Annotated in this window: 21 protein-coding genes and 2 pseudogenes; 6 read left to right on the top strand and 17 right to left on the bottom strand. The window is 70.5% G+C overall.

Translation table 11 applies throughout. The features are described from left to right. The first annotated feature begins 4 nt into the window (after nt 1–4). A complete protein-coding gene (locus ACVW2K_RS05235; protein ID WP_457201792.1) occupies nt 5–1,162 on the top strand; it encodes a pyridoxal phosphate-dependent aminotransferase in 1,158 nt (385 codons plus the stop codon). Here the strand turns inward: ACVW2K_RS05235 and ACVW2K_RS05230 are convergent. Further along, nucleotides 1,125–2,102 (bottom strand): hypothetical protein, encoded by a 978-nt coding sequence (locus ACVW2K_RS05230; protein ID WP_457201791.1) that lies wholly within the window; start codon nt 2,100–2,102, stop codon nt 1,125–1,127. The two genes, ACVW2K_RS05235 and ACVW2K_RS05230, sit on opposite strands and share 38 nt — an antisense overlap. Before the next feature lie 55 nt (nt 2,103–2,157). Then, complete coding sequence (gene clpB, locus ACVW2K_RS05225; RefSeq protein WP_457201790.1) at nt 2,158–4,752, bottom strand: ATP-dependent chaperone ClpB; 2,595 nt, start codon at nt 4,750–4,752, stop codon at nt 2,158–2,160. Between the two features lie 251 nt (nt 4,753–5,003). Between clpB and ACVW2K_RS05220 the strand changes: the two genes are divergently transcribed. Further along, nucleotides 5,004–5,852, top strand: coding sequence for a response regulator (locus ACVW2K_RS05220; protein WP_457201789.1), 849 nt, complete (start codon nt 5,004–5,006; stop codon nt 5,850–5,852). A gap of 54 nt (nt 5,853–5,906) precedes the next feature. Here ACVW2K_RS05220 and ACVW2K_RS05215 read toward each other — a convergent pair whose 3' ends face one another. The 5 genes from ACVW2K_RS05215 to ACVW2K_RS05195 form a co-directional block, all read right to left on the bottom strand. Next, nucleotides 5,907–6,338 carry a heat shock protein transcriptional repressor HspR gene (locus tag ACVW2K_RS05215; RefSeq protein WP_028636669.1) on the bottom strand — a complete coding sequence of 144 codons (432 nt, stop codon included), beginning with the start codon at nt 6,336–6,338 and terminating at the stop codon, nt 5,907–5,909. A 4-nt stretch (nt 6,339–6,342) separates the two neighbouring features. Then, nucleotides 6,343–7,515 (bottom strand): molecular chaperone DnaJ, encoded by a 1,173-nt coding sequence (gene dnaJ / locus ACVW2K_RS05210; protein WP_457201788.1) that lies wholly within the window; start codon nt 7,513–7,515, stop codon nt 6,343–6,345. Nucleotides 7,516–7,563: 48 nt separating this feature from the next. Next, a complete protein-coding gene (gene grpE / locus ACVW2K_RS05205) occupies nt 7,564–8,127 on the bottom strand; it encodes a nucleotide exchange factor GrpE (RefSeq protein ID WP_457201787.1) in 564 nt (187 codons plus the stop codon). After that, nucleotides 8,124–9,974: a molecular chaperone DnaK gene (dnaK, locus tag ACVW2K_RS05200; RefSeq protein ID WP_457201786.1), complete on the bottom strand. Its 1,851-nt coding sequence runs from the start codon at nt 9,972–9,974 to the stop codon at nt 8,124–8,126. Before dnaK ends, grpE begins: the two co-directional genes overlap by 4 nt. A gap of 149 nt (nt 9,975–10,123) precedes the next feature. Beyond that, nucleotides 10,124–10,546, bottom strand: a complete 423-nt coding sequence (locus ACVW2K_RS05195; protein WP_028636672.1) for an NUDIX hydrolase — start codon at nt 10,544–10,546, stop codon at nt 10,124–10,126. A 39-nt stretch (nt 10,547–10,585) separates the two neighbouring features. Here ACVW2K_RS05195 and ACVW2K_RS05190 point away from each other — a divergent pair, with 39 nt between their 5' ends. After that, nucleotides 10,586–11,431, top strand: a complete 846-nt coding sequence (locus tag ACVW2K_RS05190) for an aldo/keto reductase (RefSeq protein ID WP_457201785.1) — start codon at nt 10,586–10,588, stop codon at nt 11,429–11,431. A gap of 24 nt (nt 11,432–11,455) precedes the next feature. Here ACVW2K_RS05190 and ACVW2K_RS05185 read toward each other — a convergent pair whose 3' ends face one another. Then, the gene (locus tag ACVW2K_RS05185) at nt 11,456–11,965 is read right to left on the bottom strand and encodes a MarR family winged helix-turn-helix transcriptional regulator (protein ID WP_457201784.1); all 510 of its coding nucleotides are present in this window, start codon (nt 11,963–11,965) and stop codon (nt 11,456–11,458) included. 39 nt (nt 11,966–12,004) lie between these two features. Between ACVW2K_RS05185 and ACVW2K_RS05180 the strand changes: the two genes are divergently transcribed. After that, nucleotides 12,005–13,027: an EamA family transporter gene (locus ACVW2K_RS05180; protein ID WP_457201783.1), complete on the top strand. Its 1,023-nt coding sequence runs from the start codon at nt 12,005–12,007 to the stop codon at nt 13,025–13,027. Between the two features lie 493 nt (nt 13,028–13,520). Here the strand turns inward: ACVW2K_RS05180 and ACVW2K_RS05175 are convergent, their stop codons facing one another. After that, nucleotides 13,521–13,976: a nuclear transport factor 2 family protein gene (locus ACVW2K_RS05175; RefSeq protein ID WP_457201782.1), complete on the bottom strand. Its 456-nt coding sequence runs from the start codon at nt 13,974–13,976 to the stop codon at nt 13,521–13,523. 45 nt (nt 13,977–14,021) lie between these two features. Here ACVW2K_RS05175 and ACVW2K_RS05170 point away from each other — a divergent pair, with 45 nt between their 5' ends. Next, entirely contained in the window at nt 14,022–14,894 is an 873-nt protein-coding gene (locus ACVW2K_RS05170) for a TIGR03619 family F420-dependent LLM class oxidoreductase (RefSeq protein WP_457201781.1), read from the top strand. After that, nucleotides 14,894–16,030: a hypothetical protein gene (locus tag ACVW2K_RS05165; protein WP_457201780.1), complete on the top strand. Its 1,137-nt coding sequence runs from the start codon at nt 14,894–14,896 to the stop codon at nt 16,028–16,030. Before ACVW2K_RS05170 ends, ACVW2K_RS05165 begins: the two co-directional genes overlap by 1 nt. A 22-nt stretch (nt 16,031–16,052) precedes the next feature. On the opposite strand, the gene ACVW2K_RS05160 is transcribed toward ACVW2K_RS05165, so the two are convergent. The 8 genes and pseudogenes from ACVW2K_RS05160 to ACVW2K_RS05125 form a co-directional block, all read right to left on the bottom strand. Continuing rightward, nucleotides 16,053–16,886 carry a mycofactocin-coupled SDR family oxidoreductase gene (locus ACVW2K_RS05160; protein WP_028636678.1) on the bottom strand — a complete coding sequence of 278 codons (834 nt, stop codon included), beginning with the start codon at nt 16,884–16,886 and terminating at the stop codon, nt 16,053–16,055. Between the two features lie 16 nt (nt 16,887–16,902). Then, a complete protein-coding gene (locus ACVW2K_RS05155) occupies nt 16,903–17,562 on the bottom strand; it encodes a TetR/AcrR family transcriptional regulator (RefSeq protein ID WP_457204046.1) in 660 nt (219 codons plus the stop codon). A 108-nt stretch (nt 17,563–17,670) separates the two neighbouring features. Then, nucleotides 17,671–17,826 (bottom strand): annotated as a pseudogene (locus ACVW2K_RS05150) (hypothetical protein); the annotation flags it as partial. 55 nt (nt 17,827–17,881) lie between these two features. Further along, nucleotides 17,882–19,552: pseudogene (locus ACVW2K_RS05145) on the bottom strand (acetoacetate--CoA ligase); the annotation flags it as partial. After that, nucleotides 19,549–20,766, bottom strand: coding sequence for a sugar ABC transporter permease (locus ACVW2K_RS05140; protein ID WP_457201779.1), 1,218 nt, complete (start codon nt 20,764–20,766; stop codon nt 19,549–19,551). The gene ACVW2K_RS05140 and the pseudogene ACVW2K_RS05145, both read right to left, overlap by 4 nt. After that, nucleotides 20,763–21,575 carry an ATP-binding cassette domain-containing protein gene (locus tag ACVW2K_RS05135; protein WP_457201778.1) on the bottom strand — a complete coding sequence of 271 codons (813 nt, stop codon included), beginning with the start codon at nt 21,573–21,575 and terminating at the stop codon, nt 20,763–20,765. The genes ACVW2K_RS05140 and ACVW2K_RS05135 overlap by 4 nt, the downstream gene beginning before the upstream one ends. Nucleotides 21,576–21,637: 62 nt before the next feature. Further along, nucleotides 21,638–22,792 (bottom strand): substrate-binding domain-containing protein, encoded by a 1,155-nt coding sequence (locus tag ACVW2K_RS05130; RefSeq protein WP_457201777.1) that lies wholly within the window; start codon nt 22,790–22,792, stop codon nt 21,638–21,640. 163 nt (nt 22,793–22,955) lie between these two features. After that, a complete protein-coding gene (locus tag ACVW2K_RS05125; protein WP_457201776.1) occupies nt 22,956–24,728 on the bottom strand; it encodes a flavin-containing monooxygenase in 1,773 nt (590 codons plus the stop codon). Nucleotides 24,729–24,788 lie beyond the last annotated feature (60 nt).

Genomic DNA, 24,788 nt, shown 5'->3' with positions numbered 1-24,788 from the left:
CCGCATGCTCGCCCACCGTCTCGACGGCATCCCGCCGACGATCTTCTCGGCGATGTCCGCGCTGGCCGTCCGGACCCAGTCGGTCAACCTGGGCCAGGGGTTCCCGGACGCCGACGGCCCGCCCGAGGTGATCGCCCGCGCGGTGCACGCGCTGGAGAGCGGGCTCAACCAGTACGCACCGGGCGCCGGCGTGCCCGCGCTCCGCCAGGCGATCGCCCGCCACCAGCTGCGCCACTACGGGATCGAGCTCGACCCGGACAGCCAGGTCGTCGTCACCACCGGGTGCACCGAGGCGATCGCGGCCGCGCTCCTCGGCCTCGTGAACGAGGGCGACGAGGTGGTCGTGCTCGAGCCGTACTACGACTCCTACACCGCGATGATCCAGATGGCGGGCGGCGTACGGCGCCCCGTCACGCTGCGGGCGCCACACTTCCGGCTCGACGTGGACGAGCTGCGCGCGGCGGTCACCCCGCGGACCCGGTTCGTGCTGCTGAACACCCCGCACAACCCGACCGGCACCGTGCTGACGCGCGAGGAGCTGCAGGCCGTCGCCGACGTCGCGCGCGAGCACGAGCTGGTCGTGATCACCGACGAGGTCTACGAGCACCTGGTCTTCGACGACGGCGAGCACGTGCCGATCGCGACCCTGCCCGGGATGTTCGAGCGGACGCTGACCCTGTCGAGCGCGGGCAAGTCCTACTCCTTCACCGGCTGGAAGGTCGGCTGGGCGACCGGGCCGGCCGAGCTGGTGAGTGCCGTGCTTGCCGCCAAGCAGTGGCTGACGTTCACCTCCGGCTCGCCGCTCCAGCCGGCCGTGGCGTTCGCTCTCGACGAGGAGCCCGACTTCCCGGCCGCGCTCGCGGCCGACCTGCAGGCCAAGCGGGACCTGCTCTGCGCGGGGCTCGCCGACGTCGGCCTCGACGTGCGGGTGCCCGAGGGCACCTACTTCGCCACCACCGACATCTCGCACCTCGGCTGGGACGACGGCACGGCGTTCTGCCTCGCGCTACCCGAGCGGGCAGGCGTCGTCGCGATCCCGACCCGCGGGTTCTACGACTCCGGCGCCGGCCGACATCTGGTGCGCTGGGCGTTCTGCAAGGAGCGCTCGGTGATCGAGGAGGGGCTCAGCCGGCTGGCGGCCGCGGACCTGGCGGCCGGCTGAACCACGCCCGGGCCTCCGGGCGCAGCAGGAGGGCGAGGGTCACCACGCTGGCGACCAGCGTCAGCGCGAGGAGGAACGCGCCGATCGCCGTACCGATCAGGGACAGCGCGGCCGCGGCGGCCGTCGAGACGATGAGCACGACGCGCGCCCACTCGGTGCGCCGGAGCACCAGGACCGCCAGGACCGCGGCCGAGGCGCACCACAGCACGATCCCCGCGATCATCGCGAAGGTGACGCCGACGAGCAGGTCGTCGGACACGCCCTGGGTTGCGAGCTCCGGGTTCTGCCGGTGCACCTCGTCGAGCAGCGTGTCCGGCTCCAGCGCGAGCAGCACACCGGTGGCGACCATCCCGAGCGCCGTGAACCCGGTGGCGATCCAGGTCAGCGTGCACGCGACGGTCACGCCGGCCGGCCGCGGCTGCGCCGGCGCCGTAGGCACCGGGACGCCCGCCCGAGGCTGCGCCGTTGCCGGCACGGAGGCCGCGGCCGGTACGGCGGTCGCCTGACGGGTCACCCCGTCGAACCAGTCCCGGGCCGGCTGCAGCCACAGCATCACCGCCGAGGCCGCCACCAGCGACGACACGAAGCCGCCGGTCACCATGCCCGTGAAGAACAGCGGGACCGCGAGCACCGTGAGGCCGAGCCGGGCGCTGCGGCTGCGCCGGAGCACCTGGTAGCCGAGGATCGCCGCCGCGGTCGCGCACCCCGCCGCCACCATCGCGAGGGTCCGGATCGCCGACAGCACCCCGTCGACGCCGACCCCGAGGTCGCTGCCCGGCGGCTCGGCGAGGAACTTCTCGACCGACTGCCGGGTGTCGAGCGTGTGCAGGCCGGCGAGCCGGTCGAAGACCAGCAGCACGACGAAGGCGGAGCCGACCATCGTCAGCCACGCGACCAGGGTGACCTGGCGCGGGCGGCTTTTCGGGGTCGGCTCGCTCACGGGTCCCATTGCATCACGGGCGCGCCCGTGGGACGCACTCGCCGACGGGTCGTGGTCAGTCCGCCAGCAGCAGCAGCCCGTCCCCGTCGGGCGCGCGGTCCACGGTGACGCCGGAGCCGTCGGCCACCTCGCCGGAGATCAGCATCTTCGCGAGCGGGTCGCCGATCGCGCTCTGGATCAGCCTCCGCAGCGGGCGGGCGCCGTACGCCGGGTCGTAGCCGGTGTCGGCCAGCCAGCGCCGGGCGTCGTCGGTCACGCTGATCGTGATCCGGCGGACGGCGAGCCGCTTCTCGAGCAGGCCGAGCTGCAGGTCCACGATGTGGGTGAGCTCGTCCTGGGTGAGCGCGTCGAACAGGACCACCTCGTCGAGCCGGTTGAGGAACTCCGGCTTGAACGCCGCGCGGACGGTCGCCATCACCGACTCGCGCTTCTTCTCCGGGTCCAGCGTGGGGTCGACGAGGTACGCCGAGCCGAGGTTGCTGGTCAGGATCAGCAGCGTGTTCCGGAAGTCGACCGTGCGGCCCTGGCCGTCGGTGAGCCGCCCGTCGTCGAGCACCTGGAGCAGGATGTCGAAGACCTCGGGGTGGGCCTTCTCGACCTCGTCGAGCAGCACCACGCTGTACGGGCGCCGGCGGACCGCCTCGGTGAGCTGGCCGCCCTCGTCGTACCCGACGTAGCCCGGGGGCGCGCCGACCAGCCGCGCGACGGAGTGCTTCTCGGAGTACTCGCTCATGTCGATGCGCACGATCGCGCGCTCGTCGTCGAACAGGAAGTCCGCGAGCGCCTTGGCGAGCTCGGTCTTGCCGGTGCCGGTCGGGCCGAGGAACAGGAACGAGCCGGTGGGCCGGTTCGGGTCGCTGATGCCCGCGCGGGAGCGGCGCACGGCGTCGCTGACGGCGGTGACCGCGGTGCGCTGACCGATCAGGCGCTCGCCGATCACGTCCTCCATCGTCAGCAGCTTGGCGGTCTCGCCCTGGAGCATCCGGCCGGTCGGGATGCCGGTCCAGGCCTCCACGACCTCCGCGATCTGCTCGGCACCGACCTCCTCGCCGACCAGGGGGTCGACGGTGGACGTCGCGGTCTGGGCGGCGTGCTCGAGCGCCTTCTCGAGCTCGGGGATCTTGCCGTAGAGGATCTCGCTGGCCTCGTCGAGCCTGCCCTCGCGCATCAGCTTGTCGGCCTGCACGCGCACGGTGTCGAGGCGGCGGCGCAGCTCGCCCTCGCCCTCGAGCGAGGACTTCTCCCGCTCCCAGCGGGCCTCGAGCGCGCGCAGCTCCTCCTCGCGGTCGGCGAGGTCCTGCTGCAGGACGTCGAGCCGCTCCCGGGAGGCGTCGTCGTGCTCCTTCTGGAGTGCGAACTCCTCCATCTTGAGGCGCTCGACCTGCCGGCGGAGCTGGTCGATCTCCTCGGGCGAGGACTCGATCTCCATGCGCAGCCGCGAGGCCGACTCATCGATCAGGTCGATCGCCTTGTCGGGCAGCTGGCGGCCGGTGATGTAGCGGTCGGACAGGGTCGCGGCGGCGACGAGTGCGGCGTCGGTGATCCGGACGCCGTGGTGGGCCTCGTACTTCTCCTGGATGCCGCGCAGGATCTGGATGGTGTCCTCGACGCTGGGCTCGCCGACGAAGACCTGCTGGAACCGGCGCTCCAGGGCCGGGTCCTTCTCGATCCGCTCGCGGTACTCGTCGAGCGTGGTCGCCCCGATCATGTGCAGCTCGCCGCGGGCCAGCATCGGCTTGAGCATGTTGCCGGCGTCCATGGCGGAGTCGCCGCCGGCGCCCGCGCCGACCACCGTGTGCAGCTCGTCGATGAAGGTGATGATCTGGCCGCCGGCGTCCTTGATCTCCTCGAGGACGGCCTTGAGCCGCTCCTCGAACTCGCCGCGGTACTTCGCGCCGGCCACCATCGCGGCCAGGTCCAGGCTCAGCACCCGGCGGCCCTTGAGGGAGTCGGGCACGTCGCCCGCGATCACCCGCTGGGCCAGGCCCTCGACCACGGCGGTCTTGCCGACGCCGGGCTCGCCGATCAGGACCGGGTTGTTCTTGGTGCGCCGGGACAGCACCTGCACGACCCGGCGGATCTCGGCGTCGCGGCCGATGACCGGGTCGAGCCGGCCCTCCTCGGCGGCCTGGGTGAGGTCGACGGAGTACTTCTCGAGTGCCTCGTACGTCGACTCCGCGTCCTCGCTGGTCACCCGGCGGTTGCCGCGCACGGCGGTCAGCCCCTCGCGCAGCCCGGCCTCGGTGATGCCGACATCGGCGAGCAGCTTCTGGGCCGAGCTCTCGGTGCCGGCGATCGCGATCATCAGGTGCTCGGTCGCGACGTAGTCGTCCTTCATCCCCGCGGCGAGGTCCAGCGCGCCGGCGAGCACCCGCGTGAGCGCGGCCGACGCGGCGGGCTGCTGGACGGTGGCGCCGCTCGCGGTCGGCAGCGAGCCGAGCGTGGCCTCGGCCCGGGCGGTCAGGTCGGCGGCGTCCACCCCGGCCTTGGCGACCAGGTTCCGCGCCGTACCGTCCTCCTGGCGCAGCAGGGCGACCAGCAGGTGGATCGGCTCGGTGTGCGTGTTGCCGGCGGTCGTGGCGGCGAGCTGGGCGGCCTCGATGGCCTCCCGGCTGCGGGTCGTGAACTTCTCGGCCCCGAACTGGCTCATGGGTGTCATTCTCCTGCGCGATGGTCGGCTCGGACACCACCGGTGCCCGACACCTGCTTCAACGGATCCAAAGTTGAGTCTGTTCCACTCAACTCTGAGAATTTTCGTGTCCTGCCGCCCCCGGAGTCCGCCGAGCCCTAGTCTCGGCCCATGCTGGCCCACGGGGTGCACGCCGCCCTGGTGATGGCCGGCCTGGCCGGGCTCGGGCCACTGCTGGCGCCGACCCTCGCCCTCCACCGACGCCCCGCGGCATGACGGCGCCGCGCGTAGTGCTGGTCGACGACACCGAGGACCTGCGCCTGCTGATGCGGATCGCGCTGCGGCGCGCCGGCTACGAGGTCGTGGGCGAGGCGGGCGACGGCGCCGCCGGCATCGAGGTGGCCCGGACGGAGCTGCCCGACCTGGTGGTGCTGGACCTGTCGATGCCGGTGATGGACGGGCTCGAGGCGCTGCCGCACATCCGGGCGGCGCTGCCCGACGCCACCATCGTCGTGATGTCGGGCTTCGGCTCGGCCCAGATGGGCGAGAAGGCGATCGCCGGTGGCGCCGACGGCTACCTCCAGAAGGGCGCGCCGCTGGCATCGGTCGTCGCGTACCTGGGCGCGGCGATGGACCGGCGCGGAGGGGTCACCACCGAGCTGCTCACCACGGCCCAGGTCCGGCACGGCACGCTGACGCCCCAGCTCCGCGACGTGCGGCCCGCCGACGTCGTCGTCGCAGTGCTCGCCGGGCGGTACGACGCCGGGGTCGAGGTCACCGACGAGCGGCTGGTGCACGCCGACCCGCTCCGGTTGGAGCAGATGCTCAGCAACCTGCTGTCCAACGCGCGCAAGTACGGCCGCCCGCCCGTCGACGTCCGGGTCCGGCCCGCCGGACCGTGCGTCGCGATCGACGTGGCCGACCACGGCGACGGCGTACCGGAGCACTTCCGGGACCGGCTGTTCCAGGAGTTCGAGCGTGCCGACACCAGCACGGTCACCGGCGCCGGCCTCGGCCTGCACGTCGTCCGCACGCTCGCCGAGGCCCAGGGCGGCACCGCGACGTACGCCCCCGGACCCGCCGGCGGCGCGGTGTTCACGATCGAGCTGCCGGCGGTCTGAGCTCGTCGCGGCCCCGGGTCTCCGTCCCACGCCTCTGTCCCGCGCCCGAACGACTCAGCGGTTGCGGCGCCAGACCACCACGGACTGACCGGGGACGGGGGTGTGCAGCACCGGCAGCTTGTTCGCGGGCCCGTCGGTACGCCGCGTCGCGAGCGCCTGGCGCAGCGCCTCGCGGGTCGCGTCGAGCTCGGCGACGAGCTCCTCGTTGCGCGCCGCCAGCGCGAGGACCCGGTTCTGCAGGTCGAGGATCCGGCGGACCCCCTCGATGCCGATACCCGCGGAGGTCAGCTCGGAGATCTGGCGCAGCAGGTCGATGTCACGCGGGGAGTAGCGGCGACCGCCACCCCCGGTGCGGCCCGGGGTGATCAGGCCCATCCGCTCGTAGGTGCGCAGCGTCTGCGGGTGCAGCCCGCTGAGCTCCGCGGCGACGCTGATCACGAAGACCGCGGCGTCGGGGCCCGGCGGCTCGAACGGGTTGCTCGGCACGGCGTCAGGCCTCCTCGAACAGCCTCGAGCGCAGCGGCTTGTCGGCGGTCGCGGACCGGTAGGCCTCGATGGCCTCGCGGGCGGCCGCGTCGAGCACGGCGGGCACCTGGACGTCGACGGTGGCGAGCAGGTCGCCCTTCGTGCCGTCGGACCTGGTCGCGCCCTTGCCGCGGACCCGGAAGGTGCGCCCGTTGGGCGTGCCGGCCGGGACCTTGAGCGTCACCGGTGCCCCGCCGAGGGTCGGCACCTTGATCTCCGCGCCGAGCGCGAGCTCGTCGAAGGAGACCGGTACGTCGAGGGTCAGGTTGTCGCCCTTGCGGCCGAACAGCCGGTGCGGCGAGACCTTGACCGTGACGAACAGGTCGCCGGCCGGGCCGCCGTTCTCGCCGGCCGCGCCCTTGCCGCGGAGCCGGATCCGCTGGCCGTCCTTGACGCCCGCGGGGATGCGGGCCTGGATCGACCGGGCGGACATCCCGCGACCGCTGCCGTGGCAGGTGGGGCAGGCCTCGTCGTAGACGAGCTGCCGGCCACCGCACATCGGGCAGGTCTCGTTGATCGAGAACGCGCCGCCGGCCGACGCCACGACGAACCCGGCGCCCTCGCACTCCGGGCAGACCCTCGGCTTGGTGCCGGGCTTGCCGCCGGTGCCCTTGCAGTCCGGGCAGGGTGCGTCGGAGGTCAGCCGCAGCGAGATCGTCACGCCGTCGAGGGCGTCCTCGAAGCTGATCGTCGCCGCGGTCTCGACGTCCGCGCCCTTCTGCGGGCGGACGGTGCGCTGCTGGCGCCGGCCGCCGAAGAGGTCGCCGAACATGTCGCCGAAGCCGCCGCCACGACCGGCCTGCTCGCGCAGCAGGTCGTCGAGGTTGAAGCCACCGCCGCCCTGGCCGCCGCCGCCGCCGAAGCCGCCACGGAACGCACCGGAGCCGTAGAGCTCACGCATCTCGTCGTACTTGGTGCGCTTCTCCGGGTCACCGAGGACGTCGTACGCCTCGGCGACCGACTTGAACTTGTCGTGCTTGGCGGTGTCGCCGGGGTTGGAGTCGGGGTGGTTGGCGCGCGCGAGCTTGCGGTAGGCCTTCTTGATCTCGTCGGCCGTCGCGTCCTTCTTCACACCGAGCTCGGCGTAGAAGTCCTTCTGGGCCCAGTCGGCCCGGAAGCCGTTGTCAGTGCTGCTCATCGCGCACCTCCCTCCCCGTTCCTGGCTGTCTCTGTCACGGTTGCTTCGTTACTCGCTGCTGGCCGGATCGACCACGAGGACCTGCGCGGCGCGTACGACGCGTTCGCCGATCCGGTAGCCGGCCTTCGCGATCACCTTGCAGGTCGTCACCTCGACCTCGGGGTCCTCGCCGATGTGGCTGAGGGCCTCGTGGATCGTGGGGTCGAACGCGTCGCCCGGTTCGCCGAACTTCGTGAGCCCGACCCGCTCGACGGTGCGCTCGAGCTGGTCGGCGACCGCCTGGAAACCGGGGTCGAGGTCGCCGTGCTCGCGGGCCCGGTCGACGGTGTCGAGGACCTCGACGATCGGGGCGAGCGCGGCGTACGTCGCGTTCTCCTTGACCAGCTGGCGGTCCCGCTCGACCCGGCGCTTGTAGTTGACGAACTCCGCCTGGAGCCGCTGGAGGTCGTCGGTCCGCTCCGCCAGTGCCCGGGCGGTGCGCGCCAGCTCGTCCTCGGGCTCCGGCTCCGGCTCGGGCTCGGGCTCGAGGGCCGGCTCCCCGGCCTGAGGAGCAGGGGTCTCCTGCTCCTCGGGCTCGGGGATCAGCTGCTCGTCCTGGAACGGCTCGGTCACTTGGCCTCGTCCTCGGGGCCCTCGTCGACGATCTCGGCGTCGACGACGTCCTCGTCCGACTCACCGGTGGAGCCGTCCGACCCGCCTGCCGCTGCGGCGTCAGCCTCCGCGGCGGCGTACATGGCGGCGCCCATCTTCTGGCTGGACTCGCCGAGCTTGGTCACGCCGGCCTGGAGCTCCTCGGCGGTCGCGTCCTCCTTCTCGAGGATCACCTTGAGCGCGTCGACGTCGGCCTGGACCTCGGTCTTCACGTCCTCGGGCAGCTTCTCGCTGTTGTCGGCGAGGAACTTCTCGGTCGTGTAGACGAGCTGGTCGGCCTGGTTGCGGACCTCCACGGCCTCGCGACGCTTGGCGTCCTCCTCGGCGTACTGCTCAGCCTCGCGGACCATCCGGTCGATGTCGTCCTTCGACAGCGCGGAGCCGCCGGAGATCGTCATCGACTGCTCCTTGCCGGAGGCCTGGTCCTTCGCGGTCACGTGGACGATGCCGTTGGCGTCGATGTCGAAGGTGACCTCGATCTTCGGGACGCCCCGCGGCGCCGGCGGCAGCCCGGTCAGCTCGAAGTTGCCGAGCGGCTGGTTCTGCGACCACATCTGGCGCTCGCCCTGGGCCACCTTGATCTCGACCGACGGCTGGTTGTCGTCCGCGGTGGTGAAGATCTCCGACCGCTTCGTCGGGATGGTGGTGTTGCGCTCGATCAGGGTGGTCATCACACCGCCCTTGGTCTCGATGCCGAGGCTCAGCGGGGTGACGTCGAGGAGCAGCACGTCCTTGACCTCGCCCTTGAGGACACCGGCCTGCAGCGCGGCGCCGACGGCGACGACCTCGTCCGGGTTCACACCCTTGTTGGGCTCCTTCCCGCCGAGCAGCTCTTTGACCAGCTCGGTGACTGCGGGCATCCGGGTGGAGCCGCCGACCAGGACGACGTGGTCGATCGCGGAGACCGCGACGCCGCCGTCCTTGAGGACGTTCTGGAACGGCGCCTTGGTGCGGTCGAGCAGGTCGGCCGTCAGCTTCTGGAACTCGCTGCGGGTCAGCTTCTCCTCGAAGTGCAGCGGGCCCGACTCACCGTGCGTGATGTACGGCAGGTGGATGGTGGTCTCGGAGGACGACGACAGCTCGATCTTCGCCTTCTCCGCGGCCTCCTGCAGCCGCTGCTTCGCGATCTTGTCGGCACCCAGGTCGACGCCGTTGTTGTCCTTGAACTTCTTGACCATCCAGTCGACGACCCGCGAGTCCCAGTCGTCACCGCCGAGGTGGTTGTCGCCCGAGGTCGCCTTGACCTCGACGACGCCCTCGCCGATCTCCAGGAGGGACACGTCGAAGGTGCCGCCACCGAGGTCGAAGACGAGGATGGTCTGGTCGTCACCCTTGTCCAGCCCGTAGGCCAGCGCCGCCGCGGTCGGCTCGTTGACGATGCGCTGGACGTTCAGCCCGGCGATCTCACCGGCCTCCTTGGTGGCCTGGCGCTGGGCGTCGGAGAAGTACGCCGGGACCGTGATCACCGCGTCGGTGACGGTCTCGCCGAGGTACGCCTCCGCGTCCCGCTTCAGCTTCTGCAGCACGAACGCGCTGATCTGCTGCGGGGTGAAGGTCTTGTCGTCGATCTGCTGCTTCCAGTCGGTGCCCATGTGGCGCTTGACCGAGCGGATGGTCCGGTCGACGTTGGTCACCGCCTGGCGCTTGGCGACCTCACCGACCAACACCTCTCCGGACTTGGCGAACGCGACGACCGACGGGGTCGTCCGGGCGCCTTCCGCGTTCGCGATGACGGTGGGCTCGCCGCCCTCCAGGACGGCGACGACGCTGTTCGTCGTGCCGAGGTCGATGCCGACCGCTCGTGCCATGGTGCTACCTCCGGGGAAATTGGGTCAACGCTCTGTGGTCCGGAGCCATCGTGCCGCTCTGCCGGCCCTGGCTCCAAACTAGTTGAGTCCGATCGACTCAACTTCTATCACTCGGCTCAACGCAGCCCGGCGCCGGGGTTGTTCCCGGATCAGCCGACGAACTTCGCGACCAGCGGCTCGCGGACCAGGCCGGGCACCTCGGCCAGCGGGAACCACCGCGCCTCGTCGGTCGTGCCGCCCACCTCGGCGGCGAGGTCCCCGCCGGTGACGGTGCCCTCGTAGACGACCCGCACGTTCTTCTGGAAGCGGTCCCCGGCCGGGACGTACCGGCGCTCCGGCGGCGTCACGCGGGTGTCGACGCCGAGCAGCCGGCCGAGCACGACGTCGTACCCCGTCTCCTCGCGGACCTCACGGACCGCACCGTCCTCGAGCGCCTCGTGCAGCTCCACGCCGCCGCCCGGCAGCGTCCAGGTCGGGACCTCGGGCTCGTTCCAGAGCGCGAGCAGCACGAGGCCGTCGCGGACGATCACGGCGTACGCGCCGAGGCGGGTGTCGTAGTCGGTGAACTCCATGCGGGAATGATCCGGCCCCCGAATGGTGATTGCACAGGTATGACCGTCCCGACCATCGCCCTGAACAACCAGACGACCATCCCCCAGCTCGGCTTCGGGGTCTTCCAGGTCCCGCCCGAGGAGACCGCCGAGGTGACCGGGCAGGCGCTCGAGGTGGGCTACCGGCACATCGACACCGCGCAGATGTACGGGAACGAGGCCGGCGTGGGCGAGGCCCTCCGGACCTCGGGCCTGCCGCGGGAGGACGTCTACGTCACCAGCAAGCTCAACAACGGCTTCCACGAGCCGGACGACGCGCGTCGCTCCTTCGACGAGACGCTCACCAGGCTGGGACTCGACCGGATCGACCTGTTCCTCATCCACTGGCCGCTGCCGACCCGGTACGGCGGGGACTTCGTCTCCACGTGGCGCGCGCTCGCGGAGTTCGTGGAGGACGGGAGGGCGACCTCGATCGGCGTCTCCAACTTCCAGCCGGACCACCTGGATCGGATCGTCGACGAGACCGGCGTCGTCCCGGCCGTCAACCAGATCGAGGTGCACCCGTACTTCGGCAACGAGGCGGCCCGCGCCGCCTCGGCGAAGCTGGGCATCGCCGTCGAGGCGTGGTCGCCGATCGCCCAGGGCGCCGTCCTCGACGACGAGGTGATCACCGGGATCGCCGCCGCGCACGGGCGGACCCCGTCGCAGGTGACGCTGCGCTGGCACGTCCAGCGCGGCGACATCGTGTTCCCGAAGACGACCCACGTCGAGCGGATGCGCGAGAACTTCGGGATCTTCGACTTCTCGCTCACCGCCGACGAGATGGCCGCCATCACCGCGCTCGATCGTGGCCAGGACGGCCGGCGTGGGCCGAACCCGGACAACATGGACTGGATCCCGGACTGATCGCCGCCCCGTCACAGCCAGCGGTCAGGCGTCGAGCGCGCGGCCCCACTTCTCCAGGAGGTGGGCCAGCCGGGCCCTCTCCAGCTCGTCCAGCAGGCCGACCAGACGGTGCTCGTTGGCCAGGTGGGCGTCGAACGCGCGGTCGATGAGGTCCCGTCCGTCGTCGGTCAGCGCGACCACCCGGCCCCGGTGGTCGCGGTCGCTGACCCGGCGGGTCACCCACCCCTGCTCGACGCAGCGGTCCACCCGCTTGGTGACCGCCCCCGAGGACACCATCGTCCAGCGAGCCAGGTCGCTGGGCGCCAGCTCGTACGGCGCGCCCGCCCGGCGGAGCGTCGCGAGCACGTCGAACTCGCCCTCGCCGAGGCCGTACTCGCCGTACACCGCGACCAGCTCCTCGGTCAGCCGCCCGGCCAGTCGGTGCAGCCGGCCGATCACGCCCTGCGGGGAGACGTCCAGGTCCGGGCGCTCCCGGTGCCACTGGGCCATGATCCGGCCGACATGATCGAGGTCGCGCTCCTCGGCTGCTGCCATGGCTGGAATATATCTCACTCGGAAACTATTATGTCTTCCGTGGAAACCAGTTGGCGCACGCTGAGCCTTGCCGCCCTCGCCCCGATCGCGTGGGGATCGGGCTACTACGTCACCGAGACGTTCCTCCCGCCGGACCGACCGCTGTTCGGCGCGATGGTCCGGGCGCTGCCGTTCGGACTCCTCCTGCTGGCCTTCCGGCCCCGGCTCCCGCACGGCATCTGGTGGTGGCGCGCGCTGGTCCTCGGCACGCTCAACATCGGGGCGTTCTTCGCGCTGATCTTCGTGGCGGCGTACCGCCTGCCCGGCGGCATGGCCGCCACGCTGACCGCCACCGCACCGATCATGATCATGCTGATCGCCTGGGCCCTGGTGCGCGAGCGGCCCCAGGTCGCCTCGCTCGCGGGTGCCGCGGTCGGCGCCGTCGGCGTCGCGCTGCTGGTGCTGCGCGCGGACTTCACGGTCGACCCGGTCGGCGTCGCCGCGTCGTTCGGCGCCGTCGCCATGTCCTCGCTCGGCTTCGTCCTCGTGAAGCGCTGGACGCCACCGGTCGACCTGCTCACCTTCACCGCCTGGCAGCTGGTCGCCGGCGGGCTGGTGCTGCTGCCGATCGCGCTGATCGTCGAGGGCGCCCCGCCGCCGCTGGACGTCTCCGCCGCGGGCGGGTTCCTCTACCTCGGCCTCGCCGCGACGATCCTGGCGTACGTCGTGTGGTTCCGCGGCCTGCGCAGGCTGCCGGCGGCGGCCGTCTCACTGGTCGGCCTGCTCAACCCGGTCTCCGGCACGATCATCGGCATCGCACTCGCGGGCGAGGCGTTCGGCGCCACCCAGGCGCTCGGCATGCTGCTGGTCCTCGGCGGCATCGTCGCCGGCCAGCCGGCGGTCATCTCGAAGCTCCGCCGCACCCCTCGGGCGTCAGCCGATCGTCACCCGGATCTCGTTGGACTGGAGTCCGCTGTCGGAGTCGACGACGCGGAACCGGTTGGGTCCCGGCTGGCTGGTCTGCACGGGGATCTGGAACGCCTCGCCGCTCACGGAGCCGGTCGCCGGGAAGTCCTGCCATGACCCGTCCTGGAACCGCTGCACCGTGAGGATCGCGCCCTCGCCGCCGGGGTAGACGCCGGTCAGGTTGAACTGCTCCATCGGTGCCGCCTGCGTCGTGGACGACGACAGCGAGATCTGCTTGCGCGAGGACTTCGTCGCGGTCGGCTTGTTGCTCGGGGTGCTCGAGGCGGTGGACGACGACTCGTCCTCCGGAGCGAGCGTGATCTGCGGGGCGGTCTCGGTCGGCGTCTTCTGCGGCCTCGGCAGGTACATCGACCGTCCGCCACTCGAGCTGCCGCTGTCGCTCCCACCGTCCAGGCCGAGCACCTTGGTGCCGGCCAGCACGACGAGCCCGAGGATCAACCCGACGGCGACCGTGACCCCGATGAGGGCAGCCAGACCTGCGGCGATCGGGTGCTCGGGACCCTCGGGCAGCTGCTCGGACATGGACCCATTGTTGCTCAGCGCGGCGTCAGCACCACGTCGGGGATCTCGCGCTCGGTCCACCCCGTGCTCAGAGGCCCCGCTTCCAGACGATCTCCTCGTGCAGCTTGCGGCTGCGCCAGCCGTCCGGCGTCCGCACGAGCGTGTGGTGGTAGAGCCCGCCGAACTCGACGACCCTCTCGCCCCCCTGGCCGCCCTCCCCGTCGGACACCGTCATCGGCATCGGGTTGTGGAAGTACGCCGTGGCAACCGCCTCGTCGCCGCTCCGCCCGTCCTCGGGGAACGTGATCGCGACCTGGGCGAGGGAGTGCATCCGCTTCGGGAAGAACGCCGGCAGCACCTCGGCCAGCCAGCTCTTCACGGAGGGGTAGGTGTCGGCGATGCCGCCGGACTCGGTGTAGTCGATCTCGGCATCCGGGGTGAAGACGCTGTCGAGCAGGTCCCACTCCCCCGTGTCGATGCCGCGGGTGTACCGGATGAGCACACCCTCGATCTCCATCCGGTCGCTGATCTCCTGGAGGTCCACGGTCGAACTCTGGCACAAAACTGGAACACGTTCTAGTGTGAGCGCATGCGATTCAGCTACGCCGAGGCGATGACGCAGGCGACGTACTACGCACCACTCGCCCAGGCGGCGGAGGCGGCCGGCTACACGAGCATGACGGTGGCCGACAGCGTGATCTACCCGCAGGACTCCGACTCGAAGTACCCCTACACCGACACCGGCGACCGGGAGTTCCTCGACGGCAAGGAGTTCATCGAGACCATGGTGCTGTGCGCACACCTGTTCGCGCACACCACGACGCTGCGATTGACGCCGTTCGTCCTCAAGCTCCCGATCCGCCCGCCGGTGCTGGTCGCCAAGCAGGCCTCGTCCCTGGCCTTCCTCTCGAACAACCGACTCGGGCTGGGCGTCGGCATCTCGCCGTGGCCCGAGGACTTCGATGCGATGGGCGTCGACTGGGCCAGGCGCGGCAAGCGGATGGACGAGTGCATGGACATCCTGCGCGGCCTGACGACCGGCGAGTTCTTCGACTACCACGGCGACTTCTACGACGTCGACGCGCTGAAGCAGTGCCCCGGCGCGACGGAGAAGATCCCGCTCCTCGTGGGCGGGCACGCGGACGCGGCGCTGCGCCGCGCGGTGGTCAAGGGCGACGGCTGGATGCACGCCGGCGGCGACGGCGAGGAGCTCGACCGGCTGCTGAGCCGCCTGGCGGAGATCCGCGCGGAGGAGGGCGACACCCGTGACGACTTCGAGGTGCACGTGATCTCGTACGACGCCTACACCCTCGACGGCATCAAGCGCCTCGAGGACAAGGGCGTGACCGACTGCATCGTCGGGTTCCGGGTGCCGTACATCAAGGGCCCGGACACCGAGCCGCTCGAGAAGAAGGTCGAGCACCTCGAGAAGTACGCCGAGCAGATCATCCACAAGCTCTGATGTCCGACCTGACGAAGCCGCTCCAGGACGCCATCGCCGAGGCCGAGAAGCTGATCGAGGGCGCCCCCTTCATCCGCACCGAGCAGGACCTGCTCGAGGGCTACGACTATCTCGCCGGCCGGATCCGGATGGCCATGCAGATGGCCTTCGACCACGACCTCGACCGGCCGGTGTTCATCAACCCCACCCACCAGTACTCCCGCCAGGGACTGGACAACCCGGACGCGATCTACTTCAACGCCTACCTCGAGGAGGGTGTCGAGTACGTCGTCCGCGGGGTGCGCGGCACCAGCGCCGACCTGTCCTTCCAGGTCATGGGCGGGGCGTACACCGCGGACTCGGCCGCGACCTCGATGCTCGCCTTCGACGACCGCGAGCTCGACATCGAGGACGACGGGTCGTTCGAGTTCACCTACGTCGCCGAGCCTGGCGCGAAGACGATGATCGTGCGCGAGGTCTTCAACGACTGGGACACCGAGACCCGTGGCCGGCTCTGGATCGAGCGCACCGACACGGTCGGCGTCGCCGCGAAGCCGCTGACCCGCGAGCGGCTTGCGCGGAGGTACGAGGTCGCCGCGAAGCTGCTCACGGGCTCCATCCAGACGTGGTTCGCCTTCCCGCAGTTCTTCGAGCGCAAGGAGCCGGTCAACCGGCCGACCGCACCGCAGTCGACCCCCGGCGGGCTCTCCTCGCAGCGCTCCTCGATCGGGCACTACGAGCTCGCCGACGACGAGGCGCTGATCGTCACGGTTCCCGAGTGCACCGACTGCTCGTACCAAGCCATCCAGATCGGGTCGGACTGGTACATCTCGACCGACTACGAGACCCACCAGACCTCGCTCACCAAGGCGCAGGCGGTCGTCGACCCGGACGGGAAGATGCGGTTCGTGATCTCGGAGCAGAACCCCGGTGTCGCCAACTGGCTCGAGTGCCTCGGCCACCGCACCGGCTCGCTGATGCTGCGTTGGCAGCGCATCGAGCGCGACCTCGGCCCCGACGACGGCCCGGTCACCGAGGTGGTCAAGGTCGCCGACGTGCCCGACAAGCTCCTGTACTTCACCCCCATCACCACCGAGGAGTACGCCGCGCGGATCGCCGCGCGACAGCGCGCGGTGGCCCGAAGGATGATCAGCTGACGGATTCCACGCGGCGGGCGGCTCAGACCTTCGACAGGATGCCCGCATCGACCGGGAGTGCCACACCCGTGATGTAGCGCGCCTCGTCCGAAGCGAGGAAAAGGACGGCGTTGGAGACGTCGCGTGGCTCGACCCACGGCACCGGCAGCGCGTTCGTCGCGGTCGAGACGTCGACGATGTCCTCGCGGCCGGGAGACTCGAGGTCGGGCCGGAACATGCGGAAGATCTCGTCGTTCATGATCATCGGCGTGTCCACCTGGGTCGGGTTGACGCTGTTGACCCGGATCCAGTGCGGCGCCAGCTCGTTGGCGAAGCTCCGCATCAGGCCGGTCACGCCGTGCTTGGCGGCCACGTAGTGGGCGAGGTTCGGCGTGCCCTGCAGACCGGCGGCCGAGCTCGCCAGGACGACCGAGCCGCCGCGACCTGCGGCGATCAGGTGCGGAACCGCGGCCTTGACCGTGTGCCAGGTGCCGGTGAGGTTGATGTCGATCATCTCCTGCCAGGCGGCCTCGGAGATCTCGTGTCCCGGCGCATAGCTCGCGATGCCGGCGTTGGCCACCACGATGTCGAGCCCACCCAGGCTCTCGATCCCGGCCCCCAGCTGGCGGTCCAGCACGTCGAAGTCACGGACGTCGACCTCGGCTGCGTGGACCCGGCCGCCCGCGGCCCGCACCAGCTCGCAGGTCTCCTCGAGGTCATCGCGACTCGCCATGTCGTAGCTCACGGAGGCGACCGGGGCGCAGATGTCGAAGGCGATGATCGACGCGCCCTCCTCGGCCAGCCGTACCGCGTGGCTGCGCCCTTGTCCCCGGCCCGCGCCGGTCACCAGAGCGACCTTCCCCTCCACTCGTCCCATGCTCGAGCCTCCTTCGTCAGCGGACGCCCACGATCGCCTCGGCGATCGAGAGGTATCGGTCGAGCAGCGGGTCGAAGCTCAGCGGAGCCTCGGGGCGGTACCACGTGGCCACGCCGGCGCACATCGAGGTGATGGCCCGGGCCGCGTCACCCGGGTAGGGCGTGTCGAAGACACCGCTCGACACTCCGAGGTCGATGACCCCGTCGAGCATCACCTGCAGCTCGTCGCGCCGCTCGAGGTACTTGCGGCGGTTGCCCGGCTCCAGGCTGCGCAGCTCGCTCGTGGAGACGATCGCGCCCTTGCGCCGGTACACGTGGAACAGCAGCATGCTCGACACCAGGGCGTCGAACTGCGCACGCGGGTCGTCCGCGGCCTCCGCGACCGCGAACCGGCTCCGCTCGATCAGCTCGTCGACGATCACGGTCATCAGGTCGAAGAGGATGTCCTGCTTCGACTTGTAGTGGTGATAGATCCCGGGCACGGACAGCCCGGAGCGGTCGGCCAGCTGGCGCGTGGTCGTCCCGTGGTAGCCCTTCTCGGCGAACACGTCGAGGGCGGCGCTCAGCACCCGCGGCAGGTCCTGCTCGTGGTAGATGCGCCAGTCCTCGTACGCGTCCGTGGGCAGGACCGTCGAGGCGACATCCGAACCGTTGCGCTTGTTGGCGAAGTCGATCATCCACTTCAAGGCCTCGACGTCGTCGACGGCGCCCATGCTCGCGACCCGCCGCGGTGCCGCGCCCTGCAGGATGCGCTTGATGGGCACCTCGAGGCGCTTGCCCGTGCGTGTGTGGGGCAGGCGCGGGACCACGATGATCTCGTCGGGGACATGACGGCGGGAGGTGCGCCCCGCGATCGTCTCGACGATCCGCGAACGCAGCTCGGCCTCGTCCCCGACCGGGTCCACCACGACGAACAACGGCATCCAGTAGCCGCGCTTCGGGGAGCTCCACCCCCACCACCAGGCTGTCCGTCACCTCGGGCAGCGACTCGACGGCCTCGTAGATCTCGGCGCTGCCCAGCCTGACGCCGTTGCGGTTGAGCGTCGAGTCGGTACGCCCGTGGATCACGATGGTCCCGCGCTCGGTGACGGTGATCGAGTCCCCGTGTCGCCACACCCCCGGGAACACGTCGAAGTACGCGTCGCGGTAGCGCTCGCCCTCGGGGTCGTCCCAGAACGCGATCGGCATCGACGGCATCGGCCGGGTGATGACCATCTCGCCGGTCTCGCCGTCGGGCAGCCGATTGCCCTTGTCGTCCCAGACCTCGAGGGCGACGCCGAGCGCCGGCCCACTGATCTCCCCGTCGTACACGGGCAGGTTCGGGGCGCTGGCGACGAAGATGCCGACGATGTCGGTGCCGCCGCTCATCGAGCCGACCTGGAGATCCCGACCGACATGGTCTCGAACCCACTGGTTGCTGCTGGCCGGCAGCACCGAGCCGGTGACACCGATCAGCTGGAGTGCCGACAGATCGAGGTCGCGGCCGGGCTCGACGCCGTCGCGGGCGCTGGCCTGGAGATAGCCCGGACTGGTGCCGAACACGGTGACGCCCAGGTCCTGCACCACCCGCCACAGCAACCCGGTGTCCGGGTGCGTCGGGCTGCCGTCGAAGAGAACGATGGTCGCACCGTGCAGCAGCCCGCAGATCTGGGCGTTCCACATCATCCAGTTGGGCGTGGTGAACCAGAAGAAGACGTCGTCCTCGCCGAGGTCCATGTGGAAGCCGGGCGAGACCAGCTGTTCGAGCAGCGCCCCTCCGTGGCCGTGGACGATTCCCTTGGGTCGCCCGGTCGTTCCCGAGGTGAACAGCACCCACAGCGGATGGTCGAACGGCACGTTGATCGCGGCGTTCACCGGCTTGCTGAAGCGGTGGAGCTGTTCCCACGTGATGTCGCACGGAGTGGTGTCGTCCCGTAACACGCCACCGGTCTCGATCGAGACGACGAGCGCATCGACCGGGAGCAGCACACGCAGCTCGGCCACGGCCTCACGACGATCCTGCTGCAACCCCTTGAACAGGTAGCCCGTGCCCGCGATGAAGACGGTCGGGTCGAGCTGCCCCAGGCGGTCCATCGCCGCGGCCGGCGCGTAGTCCATACCGGTCTGGGACCACACCGCCCCCAGGGTGGCGGACGCGAGGAAGGCGACGACACCCTCGATGCAGTTCGGCAGGTAGGCGACCACGCGATCGCCCTCACCGACACCCCGGTCGGCCAGGCCACCGGCCACCGCCGCCACCTGCTCCCGGAGCTGCCCGAAGGTGATCGACTCACGATGCCCGTCGTCTCGCACCAGGACGATGGCCGTCCGGTCCGCCGCCCCGTTCTTGAGCATCTCGCGGGCGAAGTTCATCGACGAGCCCTGGAACCACCGCGCGCCCGGCATCTCGTGCGCCGAGAGGACCTCGGTGGCCTTCGCCCCGAAGTCGACACCGAAGTACCTCGCCACCGACTCCCAGAACCGCGCTGGCTCCGAGGCCGACCACGCCTGCAGCTCGCGGTAGTCGCGCGGGTCGGCGAGCGTGACGATCCCTTCGGTCCCGAGCCATCGGGCGAAGTCGACCACCCGGGAGCCGTCGATCTGCTCCGCCGTGGGAGCCCATCCAGGTTCACCGCTCACGTCCGCACCTCCGCTCTCACTCCGGTACCTCGCCGTCTCGCTGGTCATCGGCGGTTCGGCAGCAGCGAGCCACGGGTGATCACGACATCGATCGCAACGGCAAGGATAAGGACGCCTCCGGTCGCGAAGCTCTGAACCTCGGTGGACAAGCCCAGGAGCTGGACACCGTTGTTGATGGACCCGATCACCAGCGCACCGAGCAGCGCGGCCCACACGGTGCCGCGGCCACCGAAGAGACTGGCGCCACCGACGACGGCGGCCGCGATCGCGTTGAGCATGAGTGGCCCGCCTCCCGAGGAGTTGGAGACGGCCAGGAGCCGGGACGCCTCGACGATGCCGGCGACCGCGGCGCAGACCCCGAGCACCAGGAACGAGTAGACGACCATGCGGGAGACGGGGATACCAGCCCGCTGGGCTGCCTCCCGGTTGCCGCCGACGGCGTACAGGTGGGTGCCGTAGCGGGTCCGGCTGGTGAAGTACCAACCGATGAGGAGCATGCCGACCAGGATCAGCACCGGGAGCGGGAGTCCGCGGCCCTCGCTCAGGACCGCGACGGCTCCGAAGACCGCGGCACCGCTGACGACCGCCGGCACCCCCAGCCACAGCAGGGCGGACGAGGTCGCCGAGGCGCCGCGCCTCCGGTGGCTGCGATAGCGCGCCACGCAGAAGAGCAGCCATCCGACACCGGCGATCGCAAAGCTCCATCCCGCCGGGACGTAGGTCGAGGAGATCTTGGCGTAGTCGGTGCCACCGATGTTGATCGCGAACTCCGGCGGCAGCACGACCAGCAGGAGTCCTTGGAGGATGACCATGCCGCCCAGCGTCACGATCAGCGAGGGCACCCCGAAGATGATGACCAGAGCCTCGGCGAGCACGAAGAGCAGACCGACGACGACGCCACCGCCGATGGCGACCCACAGCGGCCAGTCGCTCTTGATGGCCAGCTGGGCGGTGACCGTCGCACACACTCCCGACAGCATGGCCGACGACAGGTCGATCTCACCGACGAGCAGCACGAACACCACGCCGAGCGCCAGGATCGCGGTCGTGACGATCTGCAGCGTGAGGTTGGTGATGTTGGTCGTGGTGAGGTACGCCGATTTCTGGGAGTAGAAGTAGAGCCAGATCAGTCCGAGGACGATCAGGACGGGGATGCTGCGGTACGGACCGCTGAGGCCCGCGACGATGCGCCCGCGCAGCGGCGTGGGCAGGTCGCCCGGAGAGGCCACGGACACGGGCACCGCCGACTGCTGGACACTCATCGGTCTCCCTCACTGGGTCGGGGGGCGTCATGGGCTCCGGTGATCGCGGCGACCAGGTCGCCCGAGGAGTACTGGCCGCGCGCGAACTCGGCCACCTTGCTGCCGAGCCGCATGACCACGATGCGGTCCGCCACCTCCTGGACGTCCTTGAGGTCGTGCGAGATGACCAGGACCCCTCTGTTCTGCGACCTGAGGCGGACGATCAGCTCGAGCACCTCGGTGCGCTGCGAGACCCCCAGGGCGGCGGTCGGCTCGTCCAGGAGGACGAGGCTCGGGTCCGAGATCAGCGCACGGCCGATGGCGATGCCTTGACGCTGCCCGCCCGAGAGCCCGCCGACGGGCGTGCTCATCGAGCGAACCCGGACGGCGAGGCTGTCGAGCACGGTGCGCGCCGCCGCCTCCATGCGGTGCCGGTCGAGCGGCCGGCCGCGCAGGAGACTGCCGGTCAGCTCCTGACCGAGGAAGACGTTGCGAACCGCGTCCAGGTTGTCGCACAGCGACAGGTCCTGGTAGACGGTGTGGATGCCGGCGGACTGCGCGGCTCGAGGCGTCTCGAGTCGTACCGGCTCACCGCCCACCCGGACTTCACCCGAGTCGGGGTGCTCCACGCCGGAGATGACCTTGACCAGTGTCGACTTCCCGGCTCCGTTGTCCCCGACGAGGCCGACGACCTCGCCGCGGTACAGCTCGAGGTCGACCTCGTGCAGCGCTCGAACGCCACCGAAGTACTTGGAGACGCCGCTGAGCTCGAGCAACAGCTCACCGCGGGTCGCGGGCACGGCGCTGGCGTCCGCAGCCACCTCAGGCATGGGTCTTCCTCTCGTGGTGCGGGGTGGCCGCCCGGTGGGCGGCCACCCCGGATCGTGGTGGGTCAGCCGACCTTTGCCTTGCACGTGGGAGTGTCGGCAGCGGGACCACCGTCACAGATCTGCTCCCACGTGAAGATCCCGAGGTCGACGGCCTGCTGCACGACCTCGCCCGGGTCCTTCCCGTCCTCGAGGTGGATCAGCGTGGTGTCCAGCTTCGCGGTCGGGATGTCGTCGGTGCCGTTGTTGACCGAGTCCTTGACGAGGTCGGACGGCGGGTCCTCGCCGTTGATCGCGGCCAACGCGATCTTCGCGGCCGCATCAGCCTCCACGGAGAAGGCCTTGAGCACGTCGTCCTGCTGGTCGCCGGTCAGCATGTACTGCAAGCCGGTGAGCTCGGGGTTCTGACCGCCGTACACCGGGATCTCGACGCTCTTGCCCTGCAGGGCCGCGATGATGCCGGACGCGTTGCCGTCGTAGAACCCGAGGAACACGTCGATCTGGTTCTGGGTCTTCGTCAGGCACTGCTCGGCGGCCTGCTGCGCGTTGTCGGGCGCCCAGTCCTTGATGTAGTCCTCACAGACGACCTGCACGGTGCCGTCGTCGATGAGGGGCTGCAGGACCTCGTTCTGGCCGCGCAGCATCTCGGTCGTGTACACGTCGCCCTTGTTGCCGTACTGCCGGGCCAGGTCGACCGTGCCGTCGCCGAAGGCGCCGGCATCGACCTGGCTCTTGAAGTACTCGCCCTGCTGGAGTCCGACCTTGTACGGGTCGAAGATCACCTGTGCATACATCGGACCGTTGAGCGGCGGGTTCTCGTAGCCGATCACCGGGACGTTGGCGGCGCCGGCTGCCTGGAGCAGGCCGGCGCTCGTGTTGGGGTCCGCGGCCACGACGACCAGGGCCTTGGCCCCGGCAGAGATCGCCGCGTTCGCCTGGGACAGCTGGGTGGCCGAGTCCCCTCCGCCGTTGACGAACTTGACCTCGATGTCGGGGTCCAGCGCCTCGAGCGCCTTCTTGAAGTCAGGCCCGTCCTGCTCGATGTAGCGGGTCGGCGTCGTGTTGGGCGCCATGAAGTAGACGAGCTGCTTGCCGCCCGAGGACGAGCCGCCATCCGAGTCTCCATCGTCCCCGCCACAGGCGGCCGCCACCAGGCTGAGCCCGCAGAGGATCGCCACCATGCCGACGGCCGACCCCCTCCTCTTGCTGCTGACCTTCATCACTTCTCCTTTGACGATGCACCCCGGACCTCGTGGTCCGGGTGTGAGTGAGTGCTGTGATGGCAGCCCTCATCGGATGACCGTGCGCGGCTGGTTGGAGCGCGCCGTTCACGGCCGGTGGTGCAGAGCCCCGAGAGACCCGTGGGGACCTGACGCCGCAGCGTCAGGACGGTGAGATCCCGGCCTGGTCGGCGGTGATCTGTAGTGCCAGGTGCTTGGAGTAGATGCGGACCCAGGCGAGCGGGCCGCCCATGTACCAGAACCCGTCCTGGCCGGTGCGGCGGTAGAGGCCTCCGATCTCCCCGTCCGCCCCGACGCCCAGGACGAGCGGCAGCTTGTCGGCCACCTCATTGCCGAACAGCCGCCGCGCCGTCTCGCGCATGTTGGAGTAGCCGGTGGCCAGCACGACGAGGTCGGCGTCCAGCTCGCGACCGTCCGCAAGCCTGATCCCCGACTCGGTGAACTCCGCGAGGCCGGAGCCCTGGGCCAGCGCGATCCGGCCGGTGGCGATCAACCCGGACGCGCCGACGTCGATGTAGTAGCCGCCGCCCTTGGCCAGGGCGAAACCCATCAGGCCGGTGCCGTCGGGGCCGTCGTTGAGCTTGAAGCCGACCGCCTCGAGCGAGGAGAGGAGCGCGGCGTCCTTCTCGGCGGTGTCCTTGACTCCCTGCTTGGCGGCTTCGAGCACGAGCGGCCAGGGAAAGGCGCTGGCCAGGAGGTCCGAGTACTCCGTCGGGGGGCCGGCCTCGGTGAAGTTGGCGCCGAAGATCGCCGGGATCCCGTGCACCTGACTGATGATGTGGGTCGAGGACCGCTGCACCAGGGTGACGTCGGCGCCTGCCTCGTAGAGATCCTGCGCGATGTCGTGGCCGCTGTTGCACGCCCCGACCACGACGGCCTTCCTGCCCGACCAGTCACCGCCGGAACCGTGCCGGCTGGAGTGGTAGACGGTGCCCTCGAACCGGTCCCTCCCGGGGAAGTCGGGCACGTTGGGCTCGCCGGCCGCTCCGGTGGCGAGGACGACGTCGCGCGTCGTGATCGTGCGTTCGCCCTGCGGCGTCTGCACCGTCAACGTCCACCGGCGCGAGGCCTCGTCGTACGCCGCAGCCGTCATGTCCGCCGAGCACCAGACGTTGAGCTCCATGGCCTGCGCGTAGAACTCGAACCAGTCGGCGATCTTGTCCTTCGCCGAGTAGATCGGCCACGACTGCGGGAACGGCAGGTAGGGCAGGTGGTCCGCCCACACCGGGTCGTGCAGCACGAGGGAGTGGTAGCGCTTGCGCCAGCCGTCGCCGATCCGGCCGCTCTTCTCGAGGACCAGCGCGTCCACGCCCATGAGGCGGAGGTTGGCCGCGAGTGCGAGACCGCCCTGACCGGCACCCAGGACGACCACCTCCGGATCCCGGTCACGGTACGCCGCGGATGCCTCTCGCTGGTCCTTCCAGTTGCGCTGGGTGGTGGCGCCGACCTCGTGCCGGGGACCCGTCGGCCGGCGCGCGCCGAGCGCGCGCTCGTGCCCCTTCAGGTCCTCCATCCCGGTCATCACGGTCCAGGCGCTCCACACACCGTCGACCTCTCGGATGCGCGCGACACCGCGGCACCACGCCTGCGGCGTCTGGAAGGTGAAGAAGCCCTCGATCGTGCCGCCGCCGTCGTCCTCCGCGACGAACCGCGGACCGAAGTCGGTGACCACGGTGAGGTCGGTGACGCCGGCGCGCTTCAGGTGGTCGTCCAGCAGGCCCGAGATCCGCTCGGTGCCGTGGTAGGTCCCGAGGTCCCAGCTCAGCGCCAGCAGGTCGCGCCACCAGCAGTCGGCGTCGAGCAGGTCCAGCACTGCGGCCCCGTCCCCGTCCTGCATCGCCTTCCCGAACGCGTCCGACCAGCTCCGGAACGCGGCCGCCACCTGACCCGGCGACGACTCCACTCCAACCGTCACGGCAACCCTCTCTGGCTCCACGGCGGTTGAACACTGCGGCTGATCAACCGACCGAGCGAT

It is taken from the genome of Nocardioides sp. HB32 (assembly GCF_054058995.1).
Note: the sequence above shows the minus strand (reverse complement) of the source record. Positions and strands in the feature narration are given on the sequence as shown.

Excerpts from the sequence above, each read along its gene's own strand:
- ACVW2K_RS05195 (WP_028636672.1), bottom strand. The coding sequence starts at position 10,546 with ATGGAGTTCACCGACTACGACACCCGCCTCGGCGCGTACGCCGTGATC.
- ACVW2K_RS05135 (WP_457201778.1), bottom strand. The coding sequence starts at position 21,575 with ATGCCTGAGGTGGCTGCGGACGCCAGCGCCGTGCCCGCGACCCGCGGT.
- ACVW2K_RS05220 (WP_457201789.1), top strand. The coding sequence starts at position 5,004 with ATGACGGCGCCGCGCGTAGTGCTGGTCGACGACACCGAGGACCTGCGC.
- ACVW2K_RS05140 (WP_457201779.1), bottom strand. The coding sequence starts at position 20,766 with ATGAGTGTCCAGCAGTCGGCGGTGCCCGTGTCCGTGGCCTCTCCGGGC.
- ACVW2K_RS05185 (WP_457201784.1), bottom strand. The coding sequence starts at position 11,965 with ATGGCAGCAGCCGAGGAGCGCGACCTCGATCATGTCGGCCGGATCATG.
- ACVW2K_RS05130 (WP_457201777.1), bottom strand. The coding sequence starts at position 22,792 with ATGAAGGTCAGCAGCAAGAGGAGGGGGTCGGCCGTCGGCATGGTGGCG.
- ACVW2K_RS05170 (WP_457201781.1), top strand. The coding sequence starts at position 14,022 with ATGCGATTCAGCTACGCCGAGGCGATGACGCAGGCGACGTACTACGCA.
- ACVW2K_RS05235 (WP_457201792.1), top strand. The coding sequence starts at position 5 with ATGCTCGCCCACCGTCTCGACGGCATCCCGCCGACGATCTTCTCGGCG.
- ACVW2K_RS05160 (WP_028636678.1), bottom strand. The coding sequence starts at position 16,886 with ATGGGACGAGTGGAGGGGAAGGTCGCTCTGGTGACCGGCGCGGGCCGG.
- ACVW2K_RS05190 (WP_457201785.1), top strand. The coding sequence starts at position 10,586 with ATGACCGTCCCGACCATCGCCCTGAACAACCAGACGACCATCCCCCAG.
- clpB (WP_457201790.1), bottom strand. The coding sequence starts at position 4,752 with ATGAGCCAGTTCGGGGCCGAGAAGTTCACGACCCGCAGCCGGGAGGCC.
- dnaJ (WP_457201788.1), bottom strand. The coding sequence starts at position 7,515 with ATGAGCAGCACTGACAACGGCTTCCGGGCCGACTGGGCCCAGAAGGAC.
- ACVW2K_RS05155 (WP_457204046.1), bottom strand. The coding sequence starts at position 17,562 with ATGATCGACTTCGCCAACAAGCGCAACGGTTCGGATGTCGCCTCGACG.
- ACVW2K_RS05165 (WP_457201780.1), top strand. The coding sequence starts at position 14,894 with ATGTCCGACCTGACGAAGCCGCTCCAGGACGCCATCGCCGAGGCCGAG.
- dnaK (WP_457201786.1), bottom strand. The coding sequence starts at position 9,974 with ATGGCACGAGCGGTCGGCATCGACCTCGGCACGACGAACAGCGTCGTC.